At 66.0% G+C, this 26,629-nt stretch carries 24 protein-coding genes and 1 pseudogene; 3 read left to right on the top strand and 22 right to left on the bottom strand.

Annotation, left to right across the window (positions count from 1 at the left end; translation table 11 throughout):
• Together ACTJI6_RS08705 and ACTJI6_RS08700 are read right to left on the bottom strand one after the other, a co-directional pair.
• Positions 1–479 (bottom strand): annotated as a pseudogene (locus tag ACTJI6_RS08705) (electron transfer flavoprotein subunit alpha/FixB family protein); the annotation flags it as partial.
• A complete protein-coding gene (locus ACTJI6_RS08700) occupies positions 479–1,237 on the bottom strand; it encodes an electron transfer flavoprotein subunit beta/FixA family protein (protein ID WP_440799775.1) in 759 nt (252 codons plus the stop codon). The gene ACTJI6_RS08700 and the pseudogene ACTJI6_RS08705, both read right to left, overlap by 1 nt.
• A 203-nt stretch (positions 1,238–1,440) precedes the next feature.
• Between ACTJI6_RS08700 and ACTJI6_RS08695 the strand changes: the two genes are divergently transcribed.
• The gene (locus ACTJI6_RS08695; RefSeq protein ID WP_440799772.1) at positions 1,441–2,106 is read left to right on the top strand and encodes a hypothetical protein; all 666 of its coding nucleotides are present in this window, start codon (positions 1,441–1,443) and stop codon (positions 2,104–2,106) included.
• Positions 2,107–2,124: 18 nt separating this feature from the next.
• Here the strand turns inward: ACTJI6_RS08695 and ACTJI6_RS08690 are convergent, their stop codons facing one another.
• The 8 genes from ACTJI6_RS08690 to ACTJI6_RS08655 all read right to left on the bottom strand — a co-directional run bounded on the left by ACTJI6_RS08690 (position 2,125) and on the right by ACTJI6_RS08655 (position 10,982).
• On the bottom strand, positions 2,125–2,874 hold the full coding sequence (locus ACTJI6_RS08690) for an SDR family NAD(P)-dependent oxidoreductase (protein WP_440799769.1): 750 nt from the start codon (positions 2,872–2,874) through the stop codon (positions 2,125–2,127).
• Entirely contained in the window at positions 2,871–3,797 is a 927-nt protein-coding gene (locus ACTJI6_RS08685) for an SDR family NAD(P)-dependent oxidoreductase (protein ID WP_440799766.1), read from the bottom strand. The genes ACTJI6_RS08690 and ACTJI6_RS08685 overlap by 4 nt, the downstream gene beginning before the upstream one ends.
• A 9-nt stretch (positions 3,798–3,806) precedes the next feature.
• Positions 3,807–5,402 carry a FadD3 family acyl-CoA ligase gene (locus ACTJI6_RS08680; RefSeq protein ID WP_440799763.1) on the bottom strand — a complete coding sequence of 532 codons (1,596 nt, stop codon included), beginning with the start codon at positions 5,400–5,402 and terminating at the stop codon, positions 3,807–3,809.
• A 94-nt stretch (positions 5,403–5,496) separates the two neighbouring features.
• The gene (locus ACTJI6_RS08675; protein WP_440799760.1) at positions 5,497–7,104 is read right to left on the bottom strand and encodes a flavin-containing monooxygenase; all 1,608 of its coding nucleotides are present in this window, start codon (positions 7,102–7,104) and stop codon (positions 5,497–5,499) included.
• Positions 7,101–8,060, bottom strand: coding sequence for an alpha/beta hydrolase (locus ACTJI6_RS08670; protein WP_440799757.1), 960 nt, complete (start codon positions 8,058–8,060; stop codon positions 7,101–7,103). Before ACTJI6_RS08670 ends, ACTJI6_RS08675 begins: the two co-directional genes overlap by 4 nt.
• Positions 8,061–8,121: 61 nt before the next feature.
• Positions 8,122–9,330 carry an MFS transporter gene (locus tag ACTJI6_RS08665; RefSeq protein ID WP_440799754.1) on the bottom strand — a complete coding sequence of 403 codons (1,209 nt, stop codon included), beginning with the start codon at positions 9,328–9,330 and terminating at the stop codon, positions 8,122–8,124.
• 30 nt (positions 9,331–9,360) lie between these two features.
• A complete protein-coding gene (locus tag ACTJI6_RS08660; protein ID WP_440799752.1) occupies positions 9,361–10,179 on the bottom strand; it encodes an SDR family oxidoreductase in 819 nt (272 codons plus the stop codon).
• A 47-nt stretch (positions 10,180–10,226) separates the two neighbouring features.
• Positions 10,227–10,982: an SDR family NAD(P)-dependent oxidoreductase gene (locus ACTJI6_RS08655; protein ID WP_440799749.1), complete on the bottom strand. Its 756-nt coding sequence runs from the start codon at positions 10,980–10,982 to the stop codon at positions 10,227–10,229.
• Between the two features lie 128 nt (positions 10,983–11,110).
• Between ACTJI6_RS08655 and ACTJI6_RS08650 the strand changes: the two genes are divergently transcribed.
• Positions 11,111–12,310 (top strand): ABC transporter substrate-binding protein, encoded by a 1,200-nt coding sequence (locus tag ACTJI6_RS08650; protein WP_440799746.1) that lies wholly within the window; start codon positions 11,111–11,113, stop codon positions 12,308–12,310.
• Between the two features lie 67 nt (positions 12,311–12,377).
• Here the strand turns inward: ACTJI6_RS08650 and ACTJI6_RS08645 are convergent, their stop codons facing one another.
• The 5 genes from ACTJI6_RS08645 to ACTJI6_RS08625 all read right to left on the bottom strand — a co-directional run bounded on the left by ACTJI6_RS08645 (position 12,378) and on the right by ACTJI6_RS08625 (position 18,042).
• On the bottom strand, positions 12,378–13,394 hold the full coding sequence (locus ACTJI6_RS08645; protein ID WP_440799743.1) for a helix-turn-helix transcriptional regulator: 1,017 nt from the start codon (positions 13,392–13,394) through the stop codon (positions 12,378–12,380).
• Positions 13,395–13,723: 329 nt separating this feature from the next.
• Positions 13,724–14,422 (bottom strand): ABC transporter ATP-binding protein, encoded by a 699-nt coding sequence (locus ACTJI6_RS08640; protein ID WP_440799740.1) that lies wholly within the window; start codon positions 14,420–14,422, stop codon positions 13,724–13,726.
• Complete coding sequence (locus ACTJI6_RS08635; protein ID WP_440799737.1) at positions 14,415–16,208, bottom strand: branched-chain amino acid ABC transporter ATP-binding protein/permease; 1,794 nt, start codon at positions 16,206–16,208, stop codon at positions 14,415–14,417. Before ACTJI6_RS08635 ends, ACTJI6_RS08640 begins: the two co-directional genes overlap by 8 nt.
• A gap of 3 nt (positions 16,209–16,211) precedes the next feature.
• Positions 16,212–17,090, bottom strand: coding sequence for a branched-chain amino acid ABC transporter permease (locus ACTJI6_RS08630; protein WP_150351212.1), 879 nt, complete (start codon positions 17,088–17,090; stop codon positions 16,212–16,214).
• A 112-nt stretch (positions 17,091–17,202) separates the two neighbouring features.
• Positions 17,203–18,042, bottom strand: a complete 840-nt coding sequence (locus ACTJI6_RS08625; RefSeq protein WP_440799732.1) for a sugar phosphate isomerase/epimerase family protein — start codon at positions 18,040–18,042, stop codon at positions 17,203–17,205.
• A gap of 138 nt (positions 18,043–18,180) precedes the next feature.
• Here ACTJI6_RS08625 and ACTJI6_RS08620 point away from each other — a divergent pair, with 138 nt between their 5' ends.
• Positions 18,181–19,752, top strand: a complete 1,572-nt coding sequence (locus tag ACTJI6_RS08620) for a GMC family oxidoreductase (RefSeq protein ID WP_440799729.1) — start codon at positions 18,181–18,183, stop codon at positions 19,750–19,752.
• A 34-nt stretch (positions 19,753–19,786) separates the two neighbouring features.
• Here ACTJI6_RS08620 and ACTJI6_RS08615 read toward each other — a convergent pair whose 3' ends face one another.
• The 7 genes from ACTJI6_RS08615 to ACTJI6_RS08585 form a co-directional block, all read right to left on the bottom strand.
• Positions 19,787–20,692: an SDR family oxidoreductase gene (locus ACTJI6_RS08615; protein WP_440799726.1), complete on the bottom strand. Its 906-nt coding sequence runs from the start codon at positions 20,690–20,692 to the stop codon at positions 19,787–19,789.
• A 14-nt stretch (positions 20,693–20,706) separates the two neighbouring features.
• Positions 20,707–21,300 (bottom strand): gamma carbonic anhydrase family protein, encoded by a 594-nt coding sequence (locus tag ACTJI6_RS08610; protein WP_440799723.1) that lies wholly within the window; start codon positions 21,298–21,300, stop codon positions 20,707–20,709.
• Between the two features lies 1 nt (position 21,301).
• Positions 21,302–22,453 (bottom strand): acetyl-CoA C-acetyltransferase, encoded by a 1,152-nt coding sequence (locus tag ACTJI6_RS08605; protein ID WP_440799720.1) that lies wholly within the window; start codon positions 22,451–22,453, stop codon positions 21,302–21,304.
• The gene (locus ACTJI6_RS08600) at positions 22,446–23,492 is read right to left on the bottom strand and encodes an acyl-CoA dehydrogenase family protein (protein WP_440799717.1); all 1,047 of its coding nucleotides are present in this window, start codon (positions 23,490–23,492) and stop codon (positions 22,446–22,448) included. The genes ACTJI6_RS08605 and ACTJI6_RS08600 overlap by 8 nt, the downstream gene beginning before the upstream one ends.
• A gap of 3 nt (positions 23,493–23,495) precedes the next feature.
• Positions 23,496–24,659, bottom strand: a complete 1,164-nt coding sequence (locus ACTJI6_RS08595) for an acyl-CoA dehydrogenase family protein (RefSeq protein ID WP_440799714.1) — start codon at positions 24,657–24,659, stop codon at positions 23,496–23,498.
• Positions 24,660–24,684: 25 nt separating this feature from the next.
• Entirely contained in the window at positions 24,685–25,581 is an 897-nt protein-coding gene (locus tag ACTJI6_RS08590) for an enoyl-CoA hydratase (protein WP_440799711.1), read from the bottom strand.
• A 93-nt stretch (positions 25,582–25,674) separates the two neighbouring features.
• Positions 25,675–26,619 (bottom strand): aldo/keto reductase, encoded by a 945-nt coding sequence (locus ACTJI6_RS08585; protein WP_440799708.1) that lies wholly within the window; start codon positions 26,617–26,619, stop codon positions 25,675–25,677.
• Positions 26,620–26,629: the final 10 nt, after the last annotated feature.

Genomic DNA, 26,629 nt, shown 5'->3' with positions numbered 1-26,629 from the left:
GAGCCGCCCGCGCCCGCCGCCTCGAAGCTGGCGGTGCGGATCGTCAGCACCTTCTTCGCGTCCTTCGACCGCACCGTCTGGATGGCGTTGCCGGCATAGACCGGGCGTTCGAACGTGTCGGCATCGACCACCTTCGACACCTCGGGGATCACCATCGCGTCCAGCAGCGCCGCCACCCGCGGCATCACGTTCTTGGCGTCCGTCGTGGCCGGCGCCGCGACATGATCGTACGCGCCCGCCAGCGAGACGATCAGCGCCGCCGTCGGCTCGGCCAGGCGGTGGCCGTAGCGCGCGTCCTCGGCCACCAGGACGCGGGCGACCCCGGCGATGGTCGCGGCCTCGGCGGCGGCGGCGCGGGCCTGCGCCCCGGCGCAGAGCACCGTCACGTCGCCCAGCGAGGCAACGGCATTCACGGCCTTGGCGGTGGCGTCGCGGTTCAGCACCCCGTTCGTGACTTCGCCCAGCAGAAGAACGGCCATCAGATCACCCCCGCTTCTTTCAGTTTCGAAACCAGTTCGTCGGCCGAGCCGACCCTGATGCCGGCCTTGCGCCCCTCGGGTTCGCGCGTGGAGACGATCTCCAGGCGCGGGCTGACATCGACGCCGTAATCGGCGGCGGTCTTCTCCTCCAGCGGCTTCTTCTTGGCCTTCATGATGTTGGGCAGCGACGCGTAGCGCGGCTCGTTCAGGCGCAGGTCGGCGGTGACCACGGCGGGCAGGCCGACGCTGATCGTCTGCAGGCCGCCGTCGACCTCGCGCGTCACCTTGGCGCTGTCGCCCTCGATCTCGAGCCTGCTGGCGAAGGTCGCCTGGCCCCAGCCCAGAAGCGCCGCCAGCATCTGCCCGGTCGCGTTCATGTCGTTGTCGATGGCCTGCTTGCCGGCGATCACCAGCCGCGGCTGCTCGGCCTCGACCACCGCCCTGAGGATCTTGGCCACCGCCAGGGGTTCGATGTCCTGGTGCACGTCCTCCGAGGCCACCACCAGGATCGCCCGGTCCGCGCCCATCGCCAGCGCCGTGCGCAGCGTCTCGGCCGCCTGACGCACGCCGATGCTGACCGCGATCACCTCCTCGGCCTTGCCGGCTTCCTTCAGCCGGATCGCCTCCTCGACCGCGATCTCGTCGAACGGGTTCATCGACATCTTCACATTCGCCAAGTCAACCCCAGACCCGTCAGCACGAACCCGAGCCTTCACGTTGTAGTCAATAACCCGCTTGATGGGGGTGAGGATCTTCATCGGCTATCCTTTCCTGTCCTGCCGCTGTTCCGACAGACGTCTTTTGCGGGCAGGCTGGGGTGGGAGCACGCCCTGCGGCATCGTCCGATCGAACGAGACCCATGGTTTTTTCTGCACCTGCAAAAGACCGCCTGACCCGTTCGGGCGATGCGGCGTCCGGCGCGATCCGCGACCATGACGCCAGATCACAAGAGGAGAGGCAGATGACCGACACCCCCAACACCACGACCTTCGGCCATGTCGCGCTGCATTATGGCAAGCCCGAGGATGGCCCGCTGACGGCAAAGCTGTTCAAGCTGATGGGTTTTGTTACCCGCGAAGAGATCGCCTATCCCGACGGCACCGTCTTTTATCACTTTCTGGTCGATCCCCATGCAACCAACAAGGGCGACGGAATCCTGTATCTTGCGCCGCTGAAGGACGTGCCGCGCGCGCTTTACGAGGCGATCCGCAGCACCTTTCGCGCCGACCAGCCGGATGAGGACAAGGTGGTCAGCGATTATCGTGCCGCCGCGCGGGAAAACCCGGAATTCGGCTTTCACGTCGGCTTTCTGAAAAGCTCGCTGGAGGAGCTGGAGGAGATCGTGCAGCGGGTGCAGCACGCGGTCGAAACCGACCCCGATTTCAAGGGCCGGGTCGAGGTGATCCTGAACCGCGCCAAGCCCGGCACGCCCGAGATCGACGCGCGGATGGATGCCTCGCCCGTGTTCCGTGACGTGACCCGCCATACGTTCGGGCGCAACGGCGTGCAGGCCTTCGTCAAGACGAACCTGCTGGCCGGGCCGCCTTTGGGCGATGCCGTCGTGATCGAGTTCGATTATGTCTTTCCCGAATACGAAACCAATATGCTGACGAAATCCTTCGACTGACAGCGGGCTGCGCAGCGGTCATACCAGCCGCTGCGCGCCATCGACCACCAGGTTGCTGCCAGAGACGAAGCGGGCCCGATCCGACACCAGCCAGGCGAAAGCCTCGGCGATATCCTCGGGCCCGCCCAGACCATCAAAGCCCTTCAGCTTTGACCGGCGGAACCCCAGATCCGGGTCGGCGCCGGGCAGCGGCCCGCCCGCGGCCATTCCGGTGCGCACGCCGCCGGGGCTGACGCAGTTCACCCTCACCCCCGCCGCCGCGTATTCGGCGGCCAGCGACTTGGTCAGCGCCACGATCGCCGCCTTGCTCGCCGCATAGGGCGCGCCATAGGGCTGGCCGTTCAGCGCGGCCAGCGATCCGGTCGTCACCAATGTGCCGCCGCTGGCGATCAGATGCGGCATGGCGGCCTGTGCGACCAGAAAGGTCACGGTCAGGTTGACCTGCATGATCCGCGCCCAATCCGAAGGCGTCACATCGGTGAAATGCGCCTTGCGGTAGATGCCGGCAATGGCGCAGACCGCATCCAGCCCGCCCAACAGTTCCACTGCCTTGCCCGGTAGGGCTGAGCATGTGGAACCGTCCACCGCATCAAAGGGCACAGCGAAGGCATACGATCCGCAGGCGCGGAGTTCGTCCGCCAGCCGGTCCAGCGGCTCGCCCGGCAGATCGGCCAGCACAAGCGTGGCGCCGTCCCGAGCCAGCCGTCGCGCCGTAGCGCCCCCGATTCCGCCGGCCGCGCCGGTGATCAGGATGCGCGCGCCGCTCATGGTGCCGCTTGTGCAAAGACCAGCCCCAGCCGTTGCTGGCTCTGCCCCAGCCGTTCGGCAAAGGCGGCGGCGATGGTATCAAAGGTCCAGTCATCCTCCAGAACTGGGCTGGCGATCATCGGATGGGTGATCAGCGACAGCTGCCGCCCGGCGATGCGGACGATCTGGCCATGCACCTCGCCCGCCAGATCAGAGAGCAGGTAGCTGACCAGAGGCGCGTTCACCTTCGGGTCGGGCAGGCTGTGATACACAACCTCGCGTGCCGCCGATTGCGCACCCATCAGGGGCGCGTTCGCTGCCGCCATCGCGGTTTCGGCAAGCGGCGAGACAGCATTCATGCGGATCGGCGAGCCGCGCAGTTCCAGTGCCCAGGAATAGGTCAGGGACGCCACCGCCCCCTTGCTGGCGGCATAGGCCCCAAGCGCGACATCCCCCGCATGTGACCCCGAGACCACATTCACCACCGACCCGCCCGTGCCCTGCCGCCGGAAGGCCAGAACCGCAGCCTGCGCGCAAGCCGCGGTGCCGAACAGGTTCACGCGGATCAGGCGGGCAAGTTCGGCCTCGGTCAGCTCCTCCAGCCGCTGGGGCCGCAGCACGCCTGCATTGTTCACCAAGCCGGTGATGTGGCCGAAGGCGTCGATGCAGGCGGCGACCAGGTCCGCCCCGCTGTCCCATTGCGACACGTCGGCGGCATGGGCGACGGCCCTGCCCCCGGCGGCGCGGATCTCTGCCGTCACCCGTTCCGCCGCATCGGGCGAGACATCATTGACCAGCACCGCCGCCCCCAGCGAGGCGGCATGGCGCGCATAGGCCGCGCCCAGACCGCCTCCTGCGCCGGTGATGACGATGGCCTTGCCGCGCAGCGCGGCCTCGGCTGCTGCGACGCGCCCTTCCGGCGATGTCATGGGTTGGTGGTCCATGGCGCCTCCCTATGATGGTTCGACCATGATGGCGCGCAGTCGGTCCTTCATCACCTTGCCCTGCGGGCTCATCGGCATTTCCGGCAGAAAGGTCACGCTGCGGGGAACCTTGTAGTTCGCGATATGCTCGCGCGCCCAGGCGATCAGTTCGGCCTCGGTGACAGAGGTGCCGGGGCGCAGGACGACGAAGGCCTTGCCGACCTCGCCCAGCCGGTCGTCCGGCGTTCCGATCACGGCGACATGGCCCACAGCCGGGTGGCGGGACAGGTAGCGTTCGATCTCGGCCGGATAACAGTTGAACCCGCCGCAGATATACATGTCCTTCATGCGGTCTTCGATGCGCAGATTTCCGTCATCATCAATATAGCCGATGTCGCCGGTGTGCAGCCAGCCGTCGGCGTCGATGGCGCGCGCGGTCGCCTCGTCGTCGTTGAAATAGCCCTTCATGACCAGAAAACCGCGGATGGTGACCTCGCCCGGCGTGCCCTGCGGTTGTTCGGTCCCATCCTCACCGATGATGCGGATCTCAACCCCCTCGCCGGGTTTGCCCGAGGTATTGGCGATCACTTCATCGGGGTCATTCGCATTGCACATCGCGCCGAAACCACCGCATTCCGTCAGGCCATAGCCGTTGCAAACGCCTTGAAAGCCCAGATCCTCGCGCATCCGGCGGATCAGCACAGAGGGCACCACCGAACCGCCGGTGATCCCCAGCCGCAAGGACGAGGTATCAAAGCGGCCCAGATCGGGATGTTGCAGCATCGACTGGAACAGCGCGGGCGGGCCTGGAATGACGCTGACGCGGTCCTTTTCGACGCGGCTCAGCACCACCTCGGCATCGAAGGTCTGATGAGGCAGCAGCACCGCCCCCTGCATCAGCGATACGATTGCCCCGGCACGATAACCGAAGGCGTGGAAGAAGGGAGAAATGACCAACACCCGGTCGCGATAGCGCAGCCCGACCTGCCCTGCCCATGTGCGCACGACGCGCAGACATTGCTGATGGGCGTATTTCACGCCCTTCGGGTGGCCGGTCGTGCCCGAGGTGAACAGCATGTCGCACAGATCATCAGGGCTGATCTCGGCCTCGCGCGCCTCGAGTTCGGCGTCGCTGGCGTTGTCGCCCTGCGCCAGAAAGTCATTCCAATCGAGATCGGGCGCGCGGGCGCCCTGAAAGACGATCACATCGTCCAGAAGCGCGCGCGTCTGCGGCGTCAGCATGTCGGGATAGTACTGACCCAGAAACTCGCCCACGGAAAAGATCAGCCTTGCGCCGCTTCGTTCAACCAGATCTGCCACCTCGCCCGCGCGAAAGCGGGTGCTGACCGGGACAATCACACCACCGACCGAGGTGATCCCCATGGCGGCGGCGAACCACTCCCACGTGTTGGGCGCCCAGATCATGATCCGGTCGCCCTTGGCGACACCTGCCGCGATCAGCGCCTTGGCGACGCGCCGGCGCTGCGCATCGAAATCGCGATAGCTCAGCACCGTATCGCCATCCTCGATGAACGAGAGATCGCCATAAGTGTCCGCCGCCTGGCGGCAAAGCGCCGGCAGCGTGGTCAGGGTCCAGCCGGATGGGTCGGGAATTTGCGAGGTCATCTTGCACCGCTTGCCGGGAATCTATGCCGGGGTGGTAGCACCACGGCGCGGCGGCGGTATCGTCCGAAAAGACGAAACGCCGCCGCTTAAGGGATCATGAGGACAGCACGAACCCCTTATAGCCATCGCGGCGCACCGTGTCGCAATAGCCGACATAGGCGCCGAAACCACCCAGATAGGGCATGAAAACGCGCTTTTTCCCGGGAATATTGGCGCCCAGATACCAGGTGTTTCCGCGCGTGAACAGGGTCCGGTCTGCCACCGCCAGCACATGATCCGTCCAGTCCGTGGCAGCATCCGGACGGGCCTCGATCATCGTATAGCCCCGCGCCTGGGCATCCCGGATCAGCTCGAACACCCAGTTCACCTGATGTTCGGCGCCAAGGATCATGTTGGTCAGCACGCCGGGGCAGCCGGGACCGTTGATGTTGAAGAAGTTCGGAAAGCCCGGCACCTGCATCCCCAGCAGCGTCACCGGCCCGTCCACCCAGGCATCCTGCAACCTGTCGCCGCGCGGACCGCGAATGTCGATGCGAAGCACCGTTCCCGTCAGCGCGTCGAACCCTGTGGCAAAGATGATGATGTCGAACTCTCGGTGCCCGTCCGTGGTGCGGATGCCGGTCTCGGTGATTTCTTCGAACGGCGTACGGCGCAGGTTCACCAGATCGACATTCGGTCGGTTGAACGTGTCGTAGTAGCCCGAGTCCGTACAAATCCGCTTGGTGCCGATGGGATGGTCGTCGGGGGTCAGATCCCTGGCGCGCTGCGGGTCGCGGACGATGGAACGGATCTTGCGTTCGGCGAAATCCCGCGCCGCCGCGTTGATGGTTTCATCCGCCGTCTGGCTGTTGAAGACCTTGCCGAACAGCACCCCACCCTCGCCCCAGGCGCGTTCGAAGATCGCCTCGCGCTCGGCCTCGGGGACGTCGTGGAAGGGCACCGGATGCGCCTCATGCGGCGAACCGCCGCCGCTGCGGAAGGATTTGCGGCGACGTTCGGGGTAGTTTTCCTGAATCGCCGCCCAATCCTCGTCGCTTAATTCGCGGTTCAGCACGGGGACCGAATAGTTGGCCGAGCGCTGATAGACCGTCAACTGTGCGGCGCTGCGCGCGATAATCGGGATCGACTGCACGCCGGAAGACCCGGTGCCGATCACCGCCACGCGCTTGCCTTCGTAATCCACGCCGTCCTCGGGCCAGGTCGCGGTAAAGGCGGTGGTGCCGCGAAAGCGGTCGATGCCGGGAATGTCGGGCCTGACCGGCGCGGACAGGCTGCCCACGGCCGAGATGAACCAGCGTGCTGTCAGCACCGCACCCTTATCGGTGGTGATGGTCCACAGCGCCGCGTCCTCGTCGAAGGCGGCGGACGTTACGCGCTCGGAAAACCGGATGTGCCGGCGCAGGTGAAAGCGATCGGCGACGTGGCGGGCATAGGCCAGGATCTCGGGCTGGGTGGCATAGCGTTCGGACCAGCGCCAGTCGCGTTGCAGATCGGCATCGAAGGAATAGGAATAATCCGCACTTTCCACGTCGCAGCGCGCACCCGGATAGCGGTTCCAGTACCAGACACCGCCGACATCCGCTCCGGCCTCGATGCAGACCGGATCCAGGCCCAGGCGGCGGGCGGTATAGATCGCATACAGCCCCGCGAAGCCGGCGCCAGCGATGACCACATCGGTATGAAGTCTTGCTTGGGTGCTCATCTGGACTGTCCTTTCGTTGCCAACAGCTTGGCCATATCGGACCACAACAGCCGCCGTGCCCCCTCGGCAGGGTCAAAGGCCAGCAGGGTCATGAAGCCGTGAAACATGTCGGGATAGGACCGCAGGCGCACTGCCACGCCCGCGCCGCGCAGGGCGGCGGCATAGGATTCCGCCTCGGAGCAGGTGGGATCACGGCCCGGAACGACGATGATCGCGGGGGGCAATCCGGCATGTGACGCGGCCCAAAGCGGCGCGGCGAGGTCGGGCGGATCGGGCAGCTCGTCGCCTCCAAGGTAGTTCCGCCAGTAATGGCGCATCGCCACGGTCGTGTTGTAATGCCTGGTGCCAAAGCGGCGATAGCCCTCGGTCTCGAAATCCGGCGCCAGCACGGGATAGAGCAACACCTGCCCGGCAATCGCAGGCCCGCCCCGGTCGCGCGCCATCAGGCAAAGCGCCGCAGCAAGGTTGCCGCCCGCGCTGTCGCCCATGACGGTAATCCGCGCCGGGTCGATGCCCAGATCCGAACCCGCCAGCCATTCCAGCGCGCCGAAGCCGTCGTTCAGAGCGGCGGGAAAGCGGTGCTCGGGCGCCAGCCGATAGTCCACCGATACCACGACCGCGCCGGTTTCCCGCCCAACGCGGCGGCAGAAGCCATCATGGCTGTCGATGCCGCAGAACATCCAGCCACCGCCGTGGAAATAAAGGATCGCCGGCGCGTCCGCTGCCTGCCCCTGGGGATGATAGACCCGCAGCGCAGGCCCCTCTGGCAAGGTAACGTCCTGCGTCGTTGCCACATCGTCAAGATTGCTGACAGGCACGGCGCGGCTGCGGATGATCTGGCGGACCTCCTCGGGCGGAAGCTGGTGGACGGCGGGAAAGTTCTCCTCCAGCAGGGCCAGCATCCGGTCGACGGAGGTCAGCGGATCGCCCAGAGGAATGGGGGGTGGAGAGGTCATGGCAGAAAGCCTTCTTGTCGTCAGGGTCTTTCCACGCTTCTGCCAAGCCCCGCCGCCGCTTTCATCGTTCGAACGGGTGGGAGCTATCGTTTTGCTCACCCGGCCCACCGGGCAGGCGGTGCCAGGCCAGCCAGCCCGCAAGCGTGACGGTCGCCGCAAGGGTGAAGGACGCGGCCAGCCCCATCGCCGGGTCGCTGATCGCAGAAACCGCAAAGGCGGCCATCAGGACGGTGGCCAACTGCACGAACATGTTCATCGCCGCAGCCGCGCCGGCAATCGGCTGAAAGGGCAGCAGGGCAAACGAGATCAGGCCGGGAAAGAACATGGCGCCCCCGACACCGGACAGTGCGACCGGCAGAACGACGCTCCACACGGTTGCCGGCATCAGCAGCGATAACAGGCAGCCGGTCACCGAGGCGGTCAGGAACACGGCCACGCCAAGGGCGATCGGGCGGGTGGCCGGATGATGCCGCAGGATGCGCCGGGCAATCACGTTCCCCAGGATATAGGACAGCGATACCACCAGCATCACCAGCCCGAAACCGATTTCCGGCAGCCCGAGACGGTCGACCAGCAGAAAGGGCAACACGACCGCCTGCGTCTGAAACGCCATGCTGGCTCCGGCGGCGCCCAGGGTTGGCCACAGAAAGCGGGGATCGCGCAGCATCCGGGCATAATCGACCCCGACCTGACGCAGGGGCCGGGCCGGCCCCTCTGGGCGGGTCTCGGCCATCCAAAGGCGGATGGCAAAAATCTGGATCAAGCCAAGCAGCAACATCGTATCCAGCGTGGCGCGCCACCCACCCAGCCCGGCAGCAGCCGCGCCGATGACCGGGGCCAGCGCGGGGGCAACCGCCAACAACAGGCTGACCAGCGTCATCACCGGCACGGCCCGACCTGCCGGGAACTGGTCGAGAATAATCGCACGCCCGACCGCGACACCGGCCGAGGCGCCGATTCCCTGGAAAAGCCGCGCCGTCAGAAACCAGTGCACATCCGGAGCGCTGAGGGTCGCAAGGCTCGCCAGAACAAAGACCACGGCGAAGATCATGGCGACCGGCCGCCGTCCGATGCGATCGGACAGCGGCCCGCCGACAAGCTGCATCGACAGAAATCCCGCCATATAGACGGTCAGCGCCGCCTTGCCCGTGCCATCCCCGGTCTGAAAATGCGCCGTCAGATCCGGCAGCGCCGGCGCGAAAAGTGGCAGGCACATCGGCCCCAGCCCGACCAGCAGGGCCGCGAGCCAGGCCGTGCGCCGCTCGCTCATCACCGCGCGCACGGGGGGCGGGGTCATGACTCAGCCCTGACCGGCTTCGCCATCCCGTTCCTTTCCGTGGCCGTGCCGCCGCAGGATATCCATGAACAGGGGCCAGTCGCCGCCGCCATGCACCTCCAGCGCGGCGCCGGAAACGAAAGCCGCCGCCGAGGATCCCAGAAACAGCGCGGCCTGCGAAATATCCTCGCCCGTGCCAAGACGCTTCAACGGGATCGAACGGGCGATCTCGGCCTGCGCCGCGCCGGCGCCATAGGTCTCATCCGCATGTTCGGTGGCGATCATGCCGACGACGATGGCATTGACGCGGATGGCCGGTCCCCATTCCTGCGCAAGGCTGCGCGTCAGGCCCAGAAGCCCGGCTTTGGCCGCCGCATAGACCGCCGTGCCGGGCGAGGGGCGTGTGCCCGAGACGCTGGCGATGTTGATGATCGAGCCGCCCTCGGCTTGTCCGGCCATCGTCGCGTGGACGGCCTGCGACAGATGGACGGCCGAGGTCAGGTTCAGCGCGATGATCGCCTCGGAAAAGCGCGGCGACACGGTGGCGGCCTCGGCCTCGGGCGAGCCGCCGGCATTGTTCACCAGCACGTCGATGCGATCGAAATCGGCAGCGACGGCGCTGACGAAGTTGCGGCAGGCCGCGGCATCACGCACGTCGCAGGCGTGAAACACCGCCTGCCGGCCGGCGGCCTGCGGCAGCTGCTCGGGCGCCGTGCGGCCGCAAACCGCCACCCGCGCCCCGGCGGACAGAAACGCCTCGGCCATTTTCAGACCGATGCCGCGCGTGCCGCCGGTCACGATCACCCCCAGCCCCGAATAGTCCCAGCTTACCGCCGCCGTCATCTGCTCTGCTCTCCTTGTCGCCGCATGCAGCAATGCTGCCGGACATATCAGATCATCCAGTTCCCGCCGTTGACCAGCAGGGTTTGGCCGGTGACATAACCGCTCAGATCATCGGCCAGAAAGGCCACCACATGGGCGATTTCCTCGGGTCGGCCCAGCCGACCGGCGGGAATGCCCGCGCGGATCCGGTCCAGCAGATCGGCGGGGATCTTCTCCATCGCGCCGGTCGCCGTGGCCCCCGGCCCCACGGCATTCACGGTGACGCCGAAGGGTGCCAACTCTCGCGCCACGGATCGGGTAAAGCCGATGACGCCGGCCTTGGCAGCGGAATAGTCCCAGGTCTTCAGCGACCCGTTCACCGCCGATTCCGAGGTCAGGCTGATGATCCGCCCCCAGCCACGTTGCTTCATTGTGGGTACGACCTGTCGCGCGCAGATCACGGCGCTTTTCAGGTTCACGTCCAGAATGAAATTCAGCACGGCCATGTCGGCCTCGGCGAAATCCGACATCCGCTCGCGGGCGCTCTGGCCGACATTGTTCACCAGAATATCGACCGGCCCCACCATGGCCGCAATCTCGGCAAAAACCGATTCGATTGCCGTCTGGTCGGTACAATCCACCGCGAAAGACGCGACAGTGCCGCCCTCCCAGCCGATCCTGTCCGCAAGGTTGCGGACGGCGTCCGCATCGCGATCCAGCAGCACCACGCTTGCGCCATCCGCAGCCAATCGTGCCGCGCAGGCCGCGCCAATGCCGTTTGCTGCCCCCGTCACCACCGCCAGCCGTCCAGACCTGTCTGACATGTCTTCCCCCGTCTTCCTGCCTCCGAGGGCTACCACCGCGGAACCTCTGACGGTTCGTCCTTTCGGACGATGCCTGGCCCATCTATTCGGCAACAGGCTGGTGCCAATATCCACGGGAGGAACAGGATATGAAAACAGTTAAACCGTTGCGGCTGTGCATGGCGATGCTGGCGGGAAGCGCGGCTATGACCGTGATGGCCACCGCAGCCACGGCCGAAGACCTGAAAATCGGCGCCATCACCTCGTTCAGCGGCAGCGGTCAAAGCCTTGGGCCGGTCTACAAGACCGGCTGGCAACTTGCAGTTGATGCGATCAACGCCAATGGCGGATTTGCTGGACGGCAGGGCGTTCTGGTCACCGGAGACACCGCGTCGGACCCGACCCACGGCGTCAGCGAACTGCGCCGCCTGATCGCAAGTGAAAAGATCGAGGCGATTCTCGGGTCGATCGTCAGCCAAGAGGTGATACCGATGGTCCCGCTGGCCACCGAGGCCAATCTGGTCCAGATCAGCGCCGCCGCCTCGACCTCGCTGACGCCCGAATATGGTCCGCTGCATTTTTCGACCTCGCCCACCGGGCTGGACCAGATGAAAGCGAACGTGGACTTCGCGGTGGACAAGCTGGGCCTGACGAAACTGGCGCTCATCTCTGACAACGGCGGCATGTCCAAGGCGGCGGTGGCCGAGATCGAGGCCTATATGACGGAGCGTGGCGTCGCCCCCGTCATCGTGCAGGAATTCGCCTTCAAGGCCGAGGACATGACGCCGCAGCTGTTTTCCATGCGCAGCGCCGGGGCAGATGGCGTCCTCATCATCAACTCGATCGGTGACGATTCGCGCAAGTTCCTGGAAAACCGCCTGGATATCGACTGGATGGTCCCCGTTCTGGGCAGCATGACGATGAGCAACTATGCCGTCGGCAACGCGCTTGCCCTTGGCGAGGAGGCGTTCGAGAACGTCTATTCCAGCCAGTTCGTGGGCATGACCTACTGCCCCGGCGACCCGCTTGGGGAATCGGCCTTTGCCAAGATGCGCGAAGTAGCGAGGGATCAGGTTCCCGATCTTGACCGCATGGGCGGCGCGGAATCGCTGGTGTCGGCCTACATGATGGCCGAACTGCTGGCGATCGGCATCAACGGCGCAGGCTCGACGGACGGCAAGGCCGTGGCGGAATGGTTCCAAAACGCGGGCGAGCTTCAAACCGTCGCAGGCCCGGTTGAAGCGACAGAGGCCAAACATTTCTTCCCGAACGAAAGCTCTGTCGTGGTCGTGACCAAGCCCTATGAAAAGCGCGAGGATGGGCTGAGCCAGCGGGCCGATTGTTCCTGATCCTGTCGGACTCTGCAAAAGGAAAGGCCGCCGGATCACCCGGCGGCCTTTTCCACATCCAGTTGGTCTACAGCACGACGGCGCTGTTCAGGACCAGCCGGACCAGTTCCGTCTGACGCTTGATCCCGCTTTTCGAGAAGATCGAGCGGAGATGCGCCCGCGCGGTATTGCGGCTGATATCCAGCGCAGCGGCCGTGTCCTCCAGCGACAGGCCGTCGGTCAGGCGGCGCGCGACGGCGGCTTCGGCCGGGGTCAGGTCAAAGATCTGGCGCATCAACTCGGCCTCGACATCCGGGGAAGACTCCGCGTCGCGGATATAGATCGACAGCGCGGGCTGGCCCTCATGCCCGGCGCCCGGAATGGCGCGCAGGATGATCCCCATCTTGCGCATGCTCGACGGCTTGGTCAGCGACAGCCCCCGTCCGGCGGCGCAGGCATCCTGGCCACTCAGGGCGTCGCGGATGATGGCCTGAAAACGCTTATCCTCGACGGCGTTCAACGTACACAGACGGCCATTGACCAGCTGCAGCCCATCGCGACGCGCCAGAATGGCCCGCGCCTGATCGGAAACGGTCAGCAACCGTCCGGCCCGGTCCAGAACGATCACCCCGATCTGAAGGCGGTCCAGAAGGTCGGAATATAATGTCCGCTCGACATGCAGGCTGGCATGTCGGGCATTCGCCTCGAAGCTGCGGCCGAACTGCGACAGCAACAATTCGGCCAGGACGATCTCGTCCTGATCGAAAGGCGGGGTTATCTCTTGCCGGTAGAGGCGCAGGACATAGCGGTTGGCCCCCTGCGGATCCTGAAACGAGACCGCCGTCGTCTCATAGCCCGGCAGCCGGGTCACAGAAGGAGTTCCGTTGAAAGCCCCCGGAGTCAATTCGGTATCCGCCGACAAAACCAGTTCGCACTGCGCGGGCTTGGTGCGGTTTCGGCATTCGATGCTCAGCAACGCGGCATCCGCGTCGAACGGCGCGCGGATCGTCTCAAGCGCGGCAGAGACTCCGCCCCTGGACAACTGGTCGGTCAGTTCGATGAACAGGCGGCCCAGTTCGGTCATCGATCTGGTGTGAAAAGTCATTGCTTCCTCCCTCGCGCTCTTGTCGATCGGCGGATCGCATTCGACATCCTCCCCGTTCCTCCTCGAACGGGTCTACGGGACTGAAGGAATCCGCTGGTCAGAAATCTCTCGGTTGTGACGCAGCCAGCATTGGCGGCGGGATAGCAGCTTTCGGTGAACCGATTCGCCATCTATTAGACAGAATGTCTGATAGATGACGCTCTGTCAAATATTTAAGAATCTGTCAGATCCAGGACAAAGAACAGCCATTTCAAAAGGATAAGTCAGCAAAGGGAAAACCCGCCACATATCAATGCGGCGGGCTCCCTGCGATGAGTCTTGCTGCGGCCCTACGACGCGCGGGCCAAGGCGAGCCTTTCGTACAACTCAGCCACCGGGCACTCGAACTTGACCTGCCCGCGCTCGATGATGACGGCATGATCGGCATAGGGCGCCGTCATGGCCAGATGCTGCTCGACGATGACGACCGCGGTCCCGGTTTCCGCCCAGCGACGCAGGAAAGACAGGATCTGCGGCATCAGAAGCTGCGCCAGCCCCATCGACGGTTCGTCACACAGCAGCACCTTGGGCTGGGCGACAAAGGCCTGGCCAAGAGCCAGCATCTGTTGCTGACCCCCCGACAGGTCCCGGGCATAGGCGCGGTGCTTTTCCTTCAGGATCGGAAAGACCTCATAGATCTCTTCGACGGCGCGGTCGAAGCCCGCCCGGTCGCCCGGACGCGCCGCCGCCCCCATCCGCAGGTTGTCGAAGACCGACAGCTCGGTGAAGACCCGGTGCCCGTCCAGCACCAGACGCAGCCCGCTTTGCGCGATCTTTTCCGGCGCCATGCCGTTGAGCGGCTTGCCTTCCAGCAGAACCTGCCCGGCAGTGGGCTTGTTGAACCCGGCAATGGCGCGCATCAGCGTGGATTTGCCCGCGCCGTTTTCGCCACCGACCAGCAGGATCTTGCCCGGCTCGGCGCGCAGGGACACGCCCTGCACCACCGGCACGGTGCCATAGCCCGCGTGAAGCGACTGAACCTCAAGCATGTTTGGTCCCCAGGAACATGTGTTGAACGGCGGGATCCTTGGCCACATCGTCCGGCGCGCCCGAGGACACGACCTTGCCCTGCTCCATCACCGTGATGCGGTCCGCGATGCCCCAGACAAGATCTAGGTCATGTTCGACCAGCACGATGGTCTTGCCCATGCGCCGCGACAGGAAGCGGACCAGACGTGCAAAGTTCTCGCGCTCGGCCTGCGACAGGCCCGCGGCGGGTTCGTCGAACAGGATGACATCGGCCTCTTTCAGGACCGTGCGCATCACCTCGACCAGACGGCGCTGGCCGTGGGACAGCAGTTCGGCGCTGTCCTCGGAGAACTCTCGCGCCAGGCGTTCGGAAATGCGATCCAGACCGGGATCCGCCTTGCCGGTGCGGGCATCCAGACCGATCTGCAGGTTCTCCCACAGCGACATCTGGGTATAGATGCGGGGCGTCTGGAAGGTGCGGCCCATGCCCAGATTGGCGACCTCGTCAGCCGACATCCGCGTGGTCTCTCGGCCATTCACGAAGACCTTGCCCGAATTCAGTCGCGACATGCCCGACAGGACGTTCAGCAAACTGGTCTTGCCCGAGCCGTTGGCCCCGATCAGACCGTGCACCTCGCCCTTGCGGACCTTCAGGTTCACGCTGTTGACCGCAACCACGGCGCCAAAGGCCTTGGTGCCATCCCGCACCTCGATGGCCACATCAGCGGTCGGCGCCAGGTCCTGCGCGCTGCCGACGCCCTCCAGCCCACCCTCAAGGCGGAACGCCTGCTCGCCCCGGCCCGCGACTGCACGACGCAGACGGCGGCGTTCGAACGAGCCGACGATGCCGTCGGGAAACAGCATCACGGTCAGCAGGGTCAGGACGCCGTACATCAGCAGGCGGTATTCGACAAAGCTCGCCAGCGCGATATTGGGCAGGATGTAGACGATCCAGATGCCCACGACCGGCCCCAGCAACTGCCCGCGACCACCGACCACCACGGCGAAGAAGAAGATGAACGACATCTCGATGTTGAAGCCCTGCGGGCTGACGAACTGCGCGGTGGGCAGATACAGGATGCCGCAGATGCCGGTGCCGATGGCGGCGATGATGAAGGCCGTGAAGCGCATGTAGCCGGGCTTGATGCCCATGGCGCGGGCGCCTTCGGCGCTGATCGCGGCCACGCGCATCTTGCGGCCGAGGCGCGACCGGCGCAGCCGGTAATGGAACCAAAGCGCAATCATCGGATAGACCGCAACCAGGATCGTCAGCGGCGTCAGGCCCAGAAACAGCTTCTGGTTCAGGGCCGGCAGCGCGACCGAGATGCCGTTGATCCCGTTCGTCCACTTGTCCAGCGTCACCAGCAGTTGCGGAAAGACGATGGCCGCCGACATGGTGACGAAGCCAAGGTGGAAATACTGCACACGAAGCGCCGGCAAGGCGAACATCAGCCCGCCCAGCACAGAAGCCAGCAGCCCCAGCGCCGCAGCGGCCAGGAATGAATACTCGTGCAGGCCAAAGAAGATCGCCGTGACATAGGCTCCAAGGCCCAGCAGAACGCCCTGGCCGAAGGATTTCTGCCCTGCGTCCACGAACAGGAAGTTCTGAAAGATCGAGGCGGCGATATAGATGTTCACCAGCTGGAACGTATGGCTCCAGTAGTCATTGCCCAGCAGCGCCGGACCAAATCCGGTCAGCGCGATCAGGCCGATGCCGGTCCACATTTGCGGCAGATCGGAACTGAACCGCGGCTTGCCCTCGGCATGCGCGGCGTTTTTCATCGAGGCGGTGTTCGTCGCGCTCATGGCTTACACCTGCCGCGCCGAAGCGCGTCCAAAGATGCCCTGCGGACGAAACATCAGGATGACCACCAGCAACAGCAGCGAGGCCAGATCCTGGTAGGCGCCACCCACCTTGTAGGCGGTCAGCATCCCCACGACGCCGACCAGCGGGCCGCCGATCAGCGTGCCAAGGTTGCTGCCGATGCCGCCGACCACCGCCGCGACGAAGCCGTTCAGCACATAGCGCAGCCCGGCATCCGAGCTGACCGAGATGACCGGCGCGACCAGAAAGCCCGCGGTCCCGATGATCAGGCCGGAAATCGCGAAAGAGATGATCTGCAGCTTGCGCACCGGCAGACCGGCCGCGCGGGCGGCGTCCATATCCTGGCGCAACGCGCTGATCGCCAGCCCGGTGAAGGTGTGACGCAGGAAATAGCGCAGGGCAAAGAACCAGAACAGCGCGCAGCCGATCGCCAGCCCATAGGCGCCGGGCGTTCTGACGCCCAGCAGGCGGAACGACGGCACGACGCCGTTGACCGAATAGGCGAACGGCCCCTGGGTGATCAGCAGGACCGCCCCCATGATGACCGACACCGAAACGGTCGAAATGATCCAGCTGTCCTGTTCCGCCGAGGTCCGCAGCGGCAGAAGCGTGATCCAGCCCTGAAAGGCCACGATGGCCGCCAGCAACAGACCGGCGACCGGCAGGAAGAACAGCCATTGCGCCAGCCCTGCGTCATTGGCGAAGAAGAAGGCCACGAAGCCCCCCAGCACCAGCATGTTGCCCTGGGCAAAGTTCAGGATGCCCGTCGCGCCATGCACGATGTTGAAGCTCATCGCGATGGTCGAGAAGATCGATCCGATCGCGATTCCGCGCACAATGATGATGAGTATCTCGTCCAGCACAGGCTCCTCCTCTGGCGCGCGGCGATTGTCTGCGGCGTCGCGCCTACTCCGTTCCCATTCATTTCTGGATGCAGCGGGACCGCTGCGCCTCCATCCCCCATACGGACTAACATCACAGGCTGCCCCGCGCCGCCATGCCGTCAAGCACGGCTTGGGCGGTGCGGGCCGACACGGACGCCGCCTCATCGACCTCCATCGCCGCCAGCCGGGGCGAGATCACCTCGACCGCGATCGGCGCGGTCGTGCCCGTCTGCCGGATCGCCGTTAAAAACCCACGCAGATCAAATGCCCCCTCGCCGCAAAGGCGCCGGTCCAGCGTATCGGCAACAAGGTCCGGCCCCGGCTTGGCGAGACCGTCGTTGATCTGGACCGAGAGGATCCTTGAGCCATCCAGCGCCGCCACATCCGCAAGCGCGATCCCGCCGCGAAAGACGTGCCAGCAGTCGATCACAAGCCCGGCATTGGCGATGCCGTCCGTCAGGCGCAGGGCCGATGGCAGATCGGGCGCACGGCTCCACGGAACGACCTCCAGTGCGACCCTGACCCCTTCGGCAGCAGCCCGTGAACACAATGCCTCGAACAGCGCGCGGTCCCGATCCGGGCAGGGCGCGCCGGGACCGCTGCCGACATTCAGCACCGGCGCATCCAGTGCCAGCGCCGCCGCCCAGGCTACGGGTTCCAGCGCGGCAGGCGCAGGCTGATCATCCCATCCGGTCAGGAATTCCAGACTGTTGTGCACCATGCCGTTGCCACGCAGGATCGCCCGCAGCTCGGAGGCCGGAACACCCGCCTGCCGCTGTTCGGCATAGTCGCGCAGGTGCAGACACATGCCGGAATATCCCGCGCGCGCGCAGGCCTCGACCCGGCTGCGGAAGTCGTGACGGGAGGCCACGGGTCCGCCCGGCATGACGCCGCTGATAGTGTGGGATGAACAGGTCAGGGGGTTGCGCACGTTTCCTCCGGTCAGCTTCCTCGGATCAGAGAACGTCCCAGACCGCCGGCTGCCATCCCCCAGCCGGACTATGCCGTCCATTCGGAGGATGCACGGCTTGCGCCCGATTGCAACGCTGCCCGGACCAGGAGAGCAGGCATGGACACAGCCGACATCATCATCGTGGGCGCGGGCTCGGCGGGTTCGGTCCTGGCCTCGCGGCTGAGCGAGGATCCGCGTCTGACGGTATTGCTGCTGGAGGCGGGGCCGGGCGGCTGGCATCCGCTGGTCGCGATGCCGCGCGGCTGGGTCCGGCTGACCGGCCATCCCCACCGCGCATGGCGGTTTCCGGTCGAGGCGCAGCCGGGTCGGCCGGCCCCGGAATTCTGGGCGCGCGGCCGCGGCCTTGGTGGGTCGAGCAGCATCAACGGCATGATCTGGTGCCGGGGCGCGCCGCAGGATTACGACGGCTGGCAGGCGCTCGGCGTTCACGGCTGGGGCTGGGAGGTGATGGAACGCGCCTTCCACGCCATCGAGGACCGCGGTGACGGCAACGGCGGTCCCGTGCAGATCACCCAACATCCGCTGGAGGGGCCTCTGGGGCGTGCGCTGATCGCGGCGGGGGCGCAGATCGGGCTGCCCGCGCTGCCGGTCCTTTACGGCGGCGACCGGCCCGGTATCGGCCCCTATTCCCACAGCATCGACCGCAGCGGCACGCGCGCCAGCGCCGACCGCGCCTTTCTGCGCCCCGCGCGGCGGCGACCGAACCTGCGCATCGTAACCGGCGCCGAGGTCCAGCGGCTGACGCTGGAACAGGGACGCGTCACCGGCTTGACCTACCGACAGGGTGGCGCGCTACGCCAGGCCACGGCACGGGCCGGGGTCATCCTGTCCGCCGGGGCGCTGAAATCGCCGCAGATCCTGCACCTGTCGGGGCTGGGCCCCGGCGCAATGCTGCAGGCCGCCGGGATTGCGCCGCAACGCGACCCGCCCGCCATTGGCGAGGGTCTGGCCGAGCATCTGGTGATCGCCCTGCCCTATCGCCTGATCGGCACGGGCGGCCACAACCCCCGCCTGCGCGGCGCGCGGCTGTGGGCCGAGGTCGCGCGCTACTGGCTGACCGGCGGCGGGCTGATGGGGCTCGGCGGGTCCGAAACCGGCGCCTTTCTTTGCTCGAAGCCCGAGGCGGGCCACCCGGACCTGCAACTTGCCGTGTCGCCTTATTCCTTTGCGCAGGGGCTGCTGGATGGGCGACTGGCGCTGGAAGATCGCCCCGGGATCACCGCGACAGGGTACATGCTGCGCCCGACCAGCCGGGGGTCCGTCGCGCTGGCGGGACCGGATCCGGCCGCCATGCCGCGCATTCAGGCCAACTGGCTGGCGACGGCGCATGACCGCGAAACCGCTCTGCGAATGGTCGGCTGGATGCGCCGCCTGATGCGCGCCCCGGCGCTGCGCAACTTCGTGGGCGAGGAACGCTGGCCCGGCCGCCAGATGGAAGACGCGGCACTGATGGAGGCGTTCACCGGCCGTTTCGTCTCGGGGCTGCATGCCACGGGCACCTGCGCGATGGGCCGGGCGCTGGACAGCGGGCTGCGGCTGCGCGGGGTCGAAGGGCTGTGGGTGGTGGATGCCAGCGCGGTCCCCGCTCCCGTCTCGGGCAATACCAACGGCCCGGTCATGGCCCTGGCCTGGCACGGAGCGACGCTGATCCGCGATGCCCTGAAATGACGACGCCGCCCGGCAGAGGGGGGCGTCGGCACCGTTACTGCGTGCCCCAGACGGGTTTGGCCTTTGGCCTTTCCCGCATCAGCTCGTGGATCTTGTCACCGATCCCGGCGGCATCCCAGCGGCTGCCCTTGTCGAATTCCGGCCCGTCGGTCCAGCCAAGGCACAGGCGGATATTGCCGCCAAGCAGTTCAAAGACCTGCCCCGAAACATCCGCCGATTGCGGCGAACACAGCCAGGCCACAAGCGGCGCGGTGTTTTCCGGGTCATAGATATCGAATTCGCCCTCTTTGGGCTGCATCGCCTCGGCAAAGGCGGTTTCGGTCATCCGCGTTCGGGCATTTGGCGCCAGGGCATTGGCGGTGATGCCATAGCGGCCCAACTCGGCCGCCTGCACCAGCGTCAGCGAGGCAATGCCACCCTTGGCGGCGGAATAGGCGCTTTGTCCGATGCTGCCATGCAGTCCCGCGCCAGAGGTTGTATTGATGATGCGCGCGTCCACCGCCCTGCCGGCCTTTTGCTGCGCACGCCAGTAATCGACGGCATGACGCGAAGTGCAGAAATGCCCGCGCAAGTGGATGTTGATGACAGCATCCCATTCCTCGGGCGAGCAGGACACGAACATCCGATCACGGACAAAACCGGCGTTGTTGACCACGGCATGCAGATCGCCGAACGCGTCCAGAGCGGTCTGCACGATCCGGCCCCCCGCCTCCCAGTCCGTCACATCGTCATACGAGGCGACGGCCTCGCCGCCCATGGCCTGGATTTCCTCGACCACCTGTGCCGCCGGTCTTTCGGCCGTCGCATCGCCATGGGTGCCGACGCCAAGGTCGTTGACGACGACCTTCGCCCCTTCACGCGCCAGACCCAAGGCATAGGCACGGCCCAGCCCGCGCCCCGCCCCGGTCACGATGACAACCCGTCCGTCACAAAGGCCCATTTGCCTGTCTCCCTTTACTGTCTCAGCCGCACGGCCATCGCCGCGCCGCTATTGCGTTTCCTGCCCGGCTCGGGCGCGTCCAGCGGTGCACATTCGGTCAGAGCGGCCAGCGAACGATCCGCCAGCCGCTGATATTCGCCGTCGCCATCGTTGCGCCATTTGATCGCCTCCGGCGCCAGCTCGCGGATCAGCCGCGCCGGGTTGCCTGCGACCAGATGCCGGGGCGGCACCGCCATGTCGTTGCGCACCAGCGACATCGCCGCCACCAGCGATTCCGAGCCGATCACCGCGCCGTCCAGCACCACCGCATTCATGCCGACCAAGGCGTTCTTGCCCACCTCGCAGCCATGCAGGACCGCGCCATGACCGATGGTCGCGCCGCGCCGGACCACGCAATCGGACCCCGCGCCGCTGTGCAGGGTGCAATTGTCCTGCACGCTGCTGTCGCCTTCGACCACGATGCGACCGAAATCGCCGCGCAGCGAGGCGCCGGGGCCGACATAACAGCGCGGCCCGATGATCACGTCGCCGATCAGCACTGCCGTCGGATGCAGATAGGTCGTCGGGTCCACCGCCGGAACGATCCCCTCGAAGGCATAGCAGGGCATGTCACAGCCGTTCGATGATGGTGACGTTCGCCTGCCCGCCGCCCTCGCACATGGTCTGCAACCCATAGCGGCCGCCGGTGCGTTCCAACTCGTGCAGCAGCGTGGTCATCAGCCGCGCGCCGGTGGCGCCGATGGGGTGGCCAAGCGCAATGCCGCCCCCGTTCACGTTCAGCTTTTCATGCGGTACGCCGATTTCCTTCATCCAGGCCATCGGGATCGAAGCGAAGGCCTCGTTGCATTCGAACAGGTCTATGTCGTCGACCGTCAGGCCGGATTGTTCCAGCGCATGCCGGGTGGCGCGGATCGGTGCGGTCAGCATCCAGACCGGATCATCGGCGCGCACGGTCATATAGTGAATGCGCGCGCGGGGCGTCAGCCCGTGGTCGCGCACCGCGCGTTCCGACGCGATCAACAGCGCCGAGGCCGCGTCACAGGTCTGGCTGGACACGGCCGCCGTGACGCGCCCGCCGGGGATCAGCGGCTCGAGATCGGCCATCTTCTCCAGGCTGGTGCCACGGCGGGGGGTCTCGTCATGGGCAAGATCGCCGATCGGCACGATCTCGCGCGCGAAGCGGCCCTGATCGGTCGCCGCGATCGCGCGGTCATGGCTGGCCAGCGCGAAACGCTCCATCTCCTCGCGCGAACAGTTCCAGCGCTCGGCGATCATCTCGGCCGAGCGGAACTGACTGACCTCCTGATCGCCATAGCGGGCCAGCCAGCCGGGAGAGGTGCGGAACGGGTCGGGAAAGCCGAACTGCTGGCCCACGGTCATCGCGGCGGAAATCGGGATCGCGTTCATGTTCTGCACGCCTCCCGCCACCACCAGATCCTGCACGCCGCTGAGCACGCCCATGGCGGCGAAATGCACCGCCTGCTGGGACGATCCGCACTGCCGGTCCACGGTCACGCCGGGCACATGATCGGGCAACCCCGCAACCAGCCAGCAGGTGCGCGCTATGTCACCCGCCTGGCTGCCGATGGTTTCGGTGCAGCCATAGATCACGTCGTCCACCGCCGCCGGATCGACGCCGCTGCGCTGCATCAACGCCTTGATCGGCACCGCGCCCAGATCGGCCGAATGCATGTCGGCAAGGCTGCCCTTCTTGCGCCCGGTGGGCGTGCGCACGGCGTCGATGATATAGGCTTCAGGCATGGACGGCCTCTTTGGCAAAGGTTGCATCGGGACCGATCGGCCCGTTCAGGACACGCGTGGCGACACGGTCGCGGTGCAGGGCGTCACTGCCCCACCAGGACGACAGCGCCAGCGCGCGCTTGAGGAAAAAGTGCACGTCCACCTCCCAGGAATAGCCCATGGCGCCATGGACCTGCACGGCGGTGCGCGCGGCCAGATCGGCGGCAGCGGCGCAGGCGATCCGCGCCTGAGAGATGCGGGCGCGGGACATCATGTCGCCGCGCGGACAGTCGGCGGCGGCGGCATACAGCACCGGACGGGCGAATTCGATGCGCACCTGACAGGTCGCCAGATGATGCTTGATCGCCTGATAGGAACCGATGGGCTTGCCGAACTGTTGCCGCTCGCAGGCATAGGCGACGGACAGATCGACGCAGCGCTGCGCAATGCCCAGAAGCTGAGCGGCCGCAAACAGCGCGCCCCGGTCGAAGGCTGCATCCAGCGCTGGCTGAACATCGGCGCGGGAGGAGATGACGTCGCCCTCCCCCTTGATGGTGAACAGGCGGCGGAAGGGGTCGATGCTGTTTTGCCTGGTCAGGGTCAGCGCTTCAGGCCGGGCGATTTGGGCCGTTGCGCCATGCGCAAGGATTACCGCGCCCGCCGTGTCGGCATCCGCAACGAAAGCATTGGCGGGATGGGCCAGCGCGACGGTCGCTCCGCCTTCCAGAGCAGCGGCAAGCGCGTCGCTGTCAGGCGCGATGGCAGCCAGCAGGGGCAAAACGACACCCGCGCTTTCGATCAGCGGCTCGGGCAAGGCGGCATAGCCCGCCGCCTCGGCCAGCAGAACGAAATCGACGGGTTGCAGGCCAAGCCCGCCCCGATCCTCGGGGACAAGGATGCCTTGCAGTCCCAGATCGACGATCCGGGCCCAACGGGCCTCGTCACGGGGTGCGCCGGTTTCCATCAAGCGCCGCAGATCGGCGGGCTGGCAATGATCGGCAAGCAGGTCGCGCAGGACGCCGGCCATCATCTCCTGCTCTTCGGTAAAGCGGAAATCCATGACTTATCCCCGTGGCAGGCCAAGCATACGCTCGGCGATGATATTGCGCTGGATCTCGTTCGAGCCGGCATAGATCGGCCCGGCGAGCGAGAAGAAATAACCGTCCAGCCAGCGGCCCACGCTGCCCGCTGCGGGCGCGCTGCGCAAAAGCTCGGCCCGAGCGCCCAGAATGGACAGCGCGGTGCGGTGCATGGCGATGTCCATTTCGGACCAGAAGATCTTGTTCACGCTGGCCTCGGACCCGATCTGACCGCCGGCCTCCAGCCGCGATGCGGTGGCATAGATCGACAGCGCATAAGCCTCGGCGTCCATCCAGGCCTGCACCACCACGTCGCGCGTGGCCGCGGGAACCTGATCCTGATGCGCAAGGTAAAGATCGACCAGCTTCTGCGCCGTCACCTGAAACCGCGCCGGGCTGCGCAGCATCAGGCCACGTTCGAACCCGGCGGTGGCCATGCAGATCGACCAGCCCTGCCCTTCGTCGCCCAGCCGGTTGAAGGCCGGAACCCGGACGTCATCCAGAAAAATCTCGGCAAAGCCGGTCTCGCCATCAATCTGGGGGATCGGCTGCACCTTCACCCCCGGCGCGTCCAGCGGAAAGAAGATCAGCGACAGCCCTTTGTGGCGGCTGCTTTCGGGATCGGTGCGGAAAAGACCAAAGGCCATATCGGCAAAGACCGCGCGCGAGGACCAGATCTTGTGACCCTTCAGCACGTAATCGTCGCCGTCGCGGGTCGCGGTCGCCTTGACGGCGGCCAGATCGCTGCCGGCCTGCGGCTCGGACCAGGCCTGCGCCCAGATCTCGTCGCCCGAGGCCATGGCGGTCAGGAACCGCGCCTTTTGTTCGGGCGTGCCGTATTCCATCAGCGTCGGGCCCAGCAGGAAGATTCCGTTCTGGTTGACCCGCAGGGGCGCGCCCGCGCGGTAGTATTCCTCTTCGAAGATCAGCCATTCGATAAGGTTCAGGCCACGTCCGCCATAGGCCTCGGGCCAGGTCACCATGCCCCAGCGGCCCTCGGCCAGTTTGCGTTCCCAGTCGCGATGCTGCTCGAACCCCGTGCGGGTCGAGTCAAAGGACTCCAGCGGCCCGGTCGGCACATTCTCGGCCATCCAGCCGCGGACCTCCTGCCGGAAGCGGTTCTGGTCGTCGTTGTAATCCAGTTGCACGGTTCAAATCCCCAAAGGCGCGGCGTCAGCCTTCGCCGGCCTGACTCTTGTTGGCTTTGGCCATGCTTCTGGCATCCTGCCCGCCCAGCGAATTGCCCGACACCAGATCGGACTGGGCATGGGCGAAATGGTGCATGTGGTAATGCGCGTCCATGGCCGTGCGCTTGCCGCGCAATTCCTCGACATGGTTCACGGCCTGTTTCGACAGCCATAGGCCCAGCCGGGGCATGGCGGCCAGTTTCCCGGCCATCTCGCGCCCGGCATCCGTCAGCCCGTCGCGGGGGACCACCCGGTTGACCATGCCGAACTGCGCGGCCCGCGCGGCGGGCAGGCGTTCGCCCAGCATCAGGAATTCCTTGGCGACGCGCGGCGGCAGTTCGAAGGCATGGGCGAAATATTCGACGCCGGGAATACCCATGCGGATCACCGGATCCTGGAAATAGGCGTCCTCGGATGCGATGATGAAATCGCAGATCCAGGCCAGCATCAGGCCCCCGGCGACACAGGCCCCCTGCACCAGCGCGATGGTCGGCTTGGGGATCTCGCGCCAGCGGCGGCACATGCCCAGATAGACCTCGTGTTCGCGGGTATAAAGCATCTCGGCGGCGGGCTTGTTGGTGTGGTCGGGCCACATCAGCCGACGCTCGAAGCTTTTGTGAACGTCGCGGCCCGGCGTGCCGATGTCGTGCCCGGCCGAGAAATGCTTGCCCTCGCCGCGCAGGATGATGACCTTGATCGCATCGTCGTTGACTGCCCGCTGAAACGCGTCGTCCAGCGCATAGGTCATCTGCGAGTTCTGCGCGTTGTTGAAGCGTGGCCGGTTCAGGGTGATCCAGGCCACCTGCCCCTCGGCCTCGTACCGGACCGGCTCGTCCGTTTCATAGGTGATCTCCGCGCGGCGCGGTTCGACAAGCTCGTCCATTGCTACTCTGCCCTTGCTGCTTGCCTGTCTTGCTAATCCGGCGCCTGCCCGGCCAAATCGTCCAAAGGGACTAACGGCCGGGCAGCCCGCCCGTCAGGCCAGAATGGCGTCGAGTTCCGCCATGTCTCCGGCGGTCAGAACCCATTCGGCCGCCTTGGCATTGGCCGTCACCTGCCCCGGCTTGGTCGCGCCGGCAATCACGCTGGAGACGATGGGATGTGCCAGCAGCCAGGACACCGCCAGTTCAAGGATCGTATGGCCACGCGCCTCGGCAAAGGTGATCAGACGTTCAACCTGATCCAGCCGTTCTTCGGAAAAGCCGTCCTTGAAATAGGCGAGGTTGGCGCGGGTATCGGCGGGCAGGTCCTGGCCCTTGCGGTATTTCCCGGTCAGCAGGCCCGAAGCCAGCGGGAAATAGGGCAGAAGCGTGATCCCCGCCGATTGCATCGCGGCGAACAACTCGGTTTCCGGGGCGCGGTGCAGCAGGTTGTATTCCGCCTGCGTCGACAGCAACCGCCCCAGCCCGTTGGCGCGCGCCGTCCAGTTCGCATCGACCAGTTGCCAGGCGGCCAGGTTCGAGCAGCCGATATAGCGAACCTTGCCCTGCCGAACCAGATCGTCCAGCGCCCGCAGCGTTTCCTCGATCGGCGTCAGCGGGTCGGGAAAGTGATACTGGTAAAGGTCGATGTAATCCGTCTTCAGACGGCGCAGGCTGTCCTCGACAGCGGCCATGATATAGCCGCGCGAGCCGTTGTAGCGCGTCGACACAGTCCGGTTCATCGGCGAGGCGAATTTGGTCGCCAGCACGATATCCTGGCGCCGCGCGCCCAGAACCTCGCCCAGCACCTTTTCCGACCCGCCATCGGCGCCATAGGAATCGGCGGTGTCGAACAGGGTCACGCCCGCATCGATGGCCGCATCGACGATGGCCCGCGCCTCTTCGATGCCAAGGCCGGGGATCATGCCGCCGAAATTATTGCACCCCAGCCCGACAACCGAGACCTCAAGCCCGGAATGGCCCAGTGTTCGTTTTTCCATGTCGAATCTC

This window comes from Paracoccus sp. 22332, from assembly GCF_052045125.1.
Classification (GTDB): Bacteria; Pseudomonadota; Alphaproteobacteria; order Rhodobacterales; family Rhodobacteraceae; genus Paracoccus; species Paracoccus haematequi_A.
Note: the sequence above shows the minus strand (reverse complement) of the source record. Positions and strands in the feature narration are given on the sequence as shown.